We start from the raw sequence: 5,485 nt of genomic DNA, 5'->3' as shown, positions 1-5,485 counted from the left end.
CCCTCGCCCCCGACCCCCTCGACGACCGCGCCGCCCGGGCCGGAGGGAGACGACCGCACCCGACCCCACACGTAAGGAGCAACACCTTGACCTCGGGATCCGGAGAAGCTTCCGTCCCCGATCAGCCCACCCCGAATCCCTCCTCCGCGGAGCCCGAAAAGCCCTCCACCTTCCGTTCCCTGCGGGTGCGGAACTACCGGATCTTCTTCCTGGGCGCCGTCGTGTCCAACACCGGTACCTGGATGCAGCGCATCGCCCAGGACTGGTTGGTCCACACCCTCACCGGCTCGGCCGCCGCGGTCGGTACCACCGTGGCCCTGCAATTCCTGCCGATGCTGCTCTTCGGCCTCTACGGTGGTGTGCTCGCCGACCGCATGGACAAGCGCCGTCTGCTCCTGTGCACCCAGGGAGCGATGGGCCTGACCGGGCTGGCGCTCGCCGCACTCACCCTCAGCGGTCAGGTCCACGTCTACCACGTGTACGGTCTGGCCTTCGTCCTCGGCATGATCACGGTCGTCGACAACCCTGCCCGCCAGACCTTCGTCTCCGACCTCGTCGGTCCCGCCCTGCTGCGCAACGCCGTCTCCCTGAACTCCGCCAACTTCCAATCCGCCCGTATCGTCGGCCCCGCCGTCGCCGGCGTCCTCATCACCGCGGTGGGAAGCGGCTGGGCGTTCCTCTTCAACGGTCTGTCCTTCATCGCCCCGGTGCTCGGACTGCTCCTGATGCGCACCTCCGAACTGACCCCCGCCGAGCGTGCCCCACGGCGCAAGGGGCAGTTGAGGGAAGGACTCGCCTATGTGGGCGGGCGACCCGAGTTGCTGTGGCCGGTCGTGCTGGTGGGATTCATCGGTACGTTCGGCTTCAACTTCCCGATCTGGGTCGTCGCCTTCACCGATCACGTCTTCGCCGCCGGTGCGGGGACCTATGGGTTGCTGAACACCCTCATGGCGGTCGGTTCCCTTGCCGGGGCCCTGCTCGCCGCCCGACGGATGGGCAGCCGGATGCGGTTCACCGTGGGAACCGCCGGGTTGTTCGGTGCCCTGCTGGTCGTGGCGGCGGGAGCCCCGCACTTCGTGGTCTTCGCCCTCCTGATGATCCCCATCGGGTTCGTCGGGATGACCTTCATGATCACCGCCAACACCAGCCTCCAACTGGCCAGTGACCCGGCGATGCGCGGCCGGGTGATCAGCCTGCACATGATGGTGTTCCTCGGCGGCACCCCCATCGGAGCCCCTCTGCTCGGCTGGGTCACCGACACGATGGGCCCGCGCGTCGGCATGGCGGTCGGAGGTGCCATCTGCGCGGTCGCCGCCCTGGTGGTGGCCCTGGTGCTGGTCCGGATCGGAGGGCTGCGGCTGCGGGTCAGGCTGCGACGCGGCTCCCCCGTCCTCGACGTCGTGCCCCGGAAGAAGCCCGTCCCGGTCGCGGGCTGAGTCCCCCGCCCCGCCCACGGCCCGGAACCCGCCCGGGTGCGGACCGTGGGCCGAGGCCCTCCGGGCCGTGGGCCGGGCGGGAAGGAGGCCGCGCGGTCGGTCGCGTCCTCGGGGTGCCTCCGGAGCCGACCTCGGGAAGACTGCCGTCATGCGCCTGTTCTCCGCCCTGCTTCCGCCGGAGACCGTCCTTCGCCGGGTCTCGGAGGTCACCCGGGAACTGCGTGATCTCCCGGAGGCCGAGGGGCTGCGCTGGACGGATCCGGCCGGATGGCACATCACCCTCGCCTTCCACGGCGAGTGTCCGGAGGACATCCTCCCGGAGCTGGGCGAGCGGCTCGGGCGGGCCGCTCGCAGGAGCAGCCCCTTCCACCTGCGACTGGCGGGCGGGGGATGCTTCGGTGACAGGGTGCTGTGGCTGGGAGTCGTCGACGCCGACCCGCAGCCCGTGGGCGGCACCCCGGCCGCGGCCGGGGTGGGTGATGACCGGGCGGAGGGGAACGGCCCGGCCGCCGATGCGAAGGGGAAGGCGGGGGCACGGGGCCGAGCACCCGGGAGCCCGACGGAGGACGCGTCGGCCGCGCAAGGCGCGTCGGAGCCGGGGAGTGGGCGGCCACGCCCCGGGGGCGCGACCGGACGCGATCGTCCGGCGGTGCGGTTGGCCGAGGCGTGCCGGGCAGCCGGGGCCCGGGCCGGGGCGCCGCATCGGGAGACGGCGCCCTTCCGTCCCCACCTGACCCTCGCCCGATCCCGTGGGGGAGCGGGGCGGGGGATGGCCGTGCTCGCCGGGATCCCGGGGAACCCGATCGGGGAGGTCTGGCGCGTCGACCGTCTTGTACTGATCCGCAGCGAACTGCCGTCGGGGGCCGTGCCGGGGAGCGGCCCGCGGTACACCCCGCTGCTGGCCCGGGAGCTGGGAACGGGACGTGCCGTGGAGGCGGCGGACGCCCGGCTCTGACCCTCCTTCTCCGTGCTTCTCCGTGCCCCTCCGGGTCCCCGCTCCCTCCCGGGGTGTTCCGCCGGGCCCCACCCACGTCATCCGCGGCTGCCCGGCACGGAGGTCCGGGGAATCGCGCGGCCCCCGGGAAGCACGGTCCCCGGAGCGCGGGGCCGCCCGGGGCGACCCCACGGCACGGGGTGGTGGTCGTTCCCGCTACCGTGGGGGCGTGGACGCGAAGACCCGCGCGCGCATCGTCAGCGCCGCACTGATCCTGATGTTCGCCGTGGTGTTCATCGCCACCGCTGTCGGCGGCTGACCCCGGACCCGGTGACGCCGGAGGGCCCGCCCCCGGCGTGGGGAGGCCGCTCCCCCCCGATCCGCCTCAGACCTCGGGCGCGGGCACCCGCCCTCCGGGGTCGATCGGCCGTGAGGGGCCCGCCCCGTGGCCGCCGCCCGTTCCCCGGTCGGACGGCCGGCGCCCGGAACTTTCTCGCCGTCCCCCCCCCGGGGGGGAGCGGAGGGCGGGACGAGGGCACGACCCGGTCGTCCCGCCCCCGGACGTCACCAGGCGAAGGCCTCCGGGGAGGGCCCGGGGCCGGGGAAGATCTCCTCCAGACCCGAGAGCACCTCCTCGCCCAGCTCCAGCTCGACGGCGCGCAGCGCCGAGTCCAGCTGCTCGCGGGTGCGCGGCCCGACGATGGGACCCGTCACCCCCGGCCGGGTCAGCAGCCAGGCGAGACCCACCTCGCCGGGCTCCAGGCCGTGCTTGGCGAGCAGGTCCTCGTAGGCCTGGACCTGCTCGCGCAGGGTGGTGTTCTCCAGTGCCCGCAGGGTGCGGCCCCCGGCACCCGAGCCCTCCCGCTCCTTGCGGATCGCGCCGCCCAGCAGGCCGCTGCCCAGCGGCGACCACGGGATGACGCCCATGCCGTAGGCCTCCGCGGCCGGGATGACCTCCATCTCGGCGCGTCGTTCCACCAGGTTGTACAGGCACTGCTCGCTCACGAGACCGAGCGAGCCGCGTCGGGCGGCGGTCTCGTTGGCCTGTGCGAGATTCCATCCGGCGTGGTTGGAGGAGCCCACGTACAGCACCTTGCCCTGCTGCACGAGCACGTCCATGGCCTGCCAGATCTCCTCCCACGGGGTGGCGCGGTCCACGTGGTGGAACTGGTACAGGTCGATGTGATCGGTGTTCAGCCGCTTGAGGCTGGCATCGACGGCCCGACGGATGTTGAGCGCGGAGATCTTGTCGTGGTTGGGCCACACGGGCTTGTCGTCCAGCTGCATGCTGCCGTAGACCTTGGTGGCGAGGACCACCTTGTCGCGGCGGTCACCGCCCTTGGCGAACCAACTGCCGATGATCTCCTCGGTGCGGCCCTTGTTCGCCCCCCACCCGTACACATTGGCGGTGTCGAAGAAGTTGATGCCCGCGTCCAGGGCGGCGTCCATCAGCGTGTGGCTCTCGGCCTCGTCGGTCTCGGGGCCGAAGTTCATCGTCCCCAGCACGATGCGGCTGACCTTGAGACCGGTGCGTCCCAGATGTGTGTACTTCATGGCGCACCAGTCAATGTGGTGGAGCGCACTCCGGGCAAGCACCGATGCGGGCACGGGCGCGGCGGGCCGGCAGGCTGGGATCATGCGTCGCCGCTCCGCTCCCGCTCTCCGTGGTCCCTCCCGGGGCCGGATGTCCTCCCGTTCCGTTCGCCGGCACCCGTCCGATGGGGCCTCCGCTTCGGGTCGGGGCCGTCGGTGTCCCCGGCCGGGTCCGGCCGGGTTCGCGCTGATGGTGCTGTTGGTGGTCTCCGTCCTCGCCGGCACGGCCGTCGTCACGGCTCCGCCGGCGGTGGCCGAGGAGGGCGCGGGCGCCGGGGTGCCGGAGGAGTTCACCATCGAGGATCCGCGGATCGTGGAGTCCAGCGGCCTGCAGGCCAGCCATCGTCATCCGAACGTCTACTGGACCCACAACGACAGCGACTACGCGCCCGAGATCTACGCGGTGGACGGCACCACCGGTCGCACGGTCGCCACGGTGACGCTCACGGGGGTGGAGTTCCGGGACGTGGAGGCGCTCCACCTCGGCCCGGACGGCGACCTGTGGGTCGGGGACATCGGGGACAACTTCGACGGCGCGTGGCCGCACGTGTGGATCTACCGTTTCCCCGAGCCGCAGACCCTCGCCGACGTCACCCTCACCCCCACGGTCTACACGGTGACCTGGGAGGACGGCCCGCGGGACGCGGAGGCGTTGATGGTGCACCCGGACAGCGGTCGGGTGTACCTGGCCAGCAAGCAGCGGGACGGGAACGGTGCCGTTTACATCGGTCCGGAGGAGATGAGCACCGAGGGAACCAATGTTTTCACCCGCTACCACGACACGGACCTGTGGGTGACCGACGGGGCCTTCTCCCCGGACGGCACGCGGTTGGTGTTGCGCGGTTACTTCAACGCCGAGATCTTTCGTTGGGCGGAGGGGGAGGAGCCGGAGTCGCTCGGCGTGGTGAACGTTCCGCTCCAGCCGCAGGGCGAGTCGGTGACCTTCACCCCGGACGGACGGACGCTGATGTTCGGCTCCGAGGGCGCGATGAGCCGGGTGCAGCCGGTGGAGCTGACGGGGGACCGGCTGCCGGAGGAGGCGGCCGGGCGGGACACCGACGGGTCCCCCGGGGCCACGCCGGGGACCGGGACCGACGACGCCGTCGGGGGAACCGGCGACACCGGTTCGGCGGCCGAGGAGGGTTTCCCCACCCGTACCGTGTTGGCGGTCCTGGCCGCCACGGTGCTGGTGGTGGCGCTGCGCCGGCTGTTCCGGGGGGCCGGGGCGTCCCGGGGTTAGTGCCGTACCGGGCGACCGCCGGCGCGGCGTCCTCGACGCGGGGAACGGGACTGCTTCCCCGTCCATCGCGTCATCGGCGCAGACCGTCCGGGGGCGTCCGCGCGATCGACGGGGACGTGGCGCGGCGTGCGCCGCGGTTCGTCCGCCGGGGCGCCGGGGTCGGGGACGCGGCCGGTGGGGCTCGCCCGGCCGCGAGGGCCGATACGGCCCGGCCCGCGCACCGGGCCCCGCTCCCGAACCCCGCTCCCCGGGGGGCACGCCCCGCCCGGTGCGGTACGGGGC

Annotated in this window: 4 protein-coding genes; 3 read left to right on the top strand and 1 reads right to left on the bottom strand. The window is 73.0% G+C overall.

The window, feature by feature from the left end; all coding sequences use genetic code 11:
• Positions 1–86: 86 nt before the first annotated feature.
• Together FOE67_RS15240 and FOE67_RS29360 are read left to right on the top strand one after the other, a co-directional pair.
• Positions 87–1,436, top strand: a complete 1,350-nt coding sequence (locus FOE67_RS15240) for an MFS transporter (RefSeq protein ID WP_182664570.1) — start codon at positions 87–89, stop codon at positions 1,434–1,436.
• Between the two features lie 148 nt (positions 1,437–1,584).
• A complete protein-coding gene (locus FOE67_RS29360; RefSeq protein ID WP_228473915.1) occupies positions 1,585–2,391 on the top strand; it encodes a 2'-5' RNA ligase family protein in 807 nt (268 codons plus the stop codon).
• A gap of 543 nt (positions 2,392–2,934) precedes the next feature.
• Here the strand turns inward: FOE67_RS29360 and FOE67_RS15230 are convergent.
• Complete coding sequence (locus FOE67_RS15230; protein WP_182664568.1) at positions 2,935–3,924, bottom strand: aldo/keto reductase; 990 nt, start codon at positions 3,922–3,924, stop codon at positions 2,935–2,937.
• 229 nt (positions 3,925–4,153) lie between these two features.
• Here FOE67_RS15230 and FOE67_RS15225 point away from each other — a divergent pair, with 229 nt between their 5' ends.
• Positions 4,154–5,203, top strand: coding sequence for a TolB-like translocation protein (locus tag FOE67_RS15225; RefSeq protein WP_194444302.1), 1,050 nt, complete (start codon positions 4,154–4,156; stop codon positions 5,201–5,203).
• The last annotated feature ends 282 nt before the right edge of the window (positions 5,204–5,485 follow it).

The organism is Streptomyces calidiresistens (assembly GCF_014141525.1).
Taxonomy (GTDB): Bacteria; Actinomycetota; Actinomycetes; order Streptomycetales; family Streptomycetaceae; genus Streptomyces; species Streptomyces calidiresistens.
The sequence above is the reverse complement of the archived record's forward strand: the minus strand, read 5'-3'. Positions and strand labels throughout refer to the sequence as shown.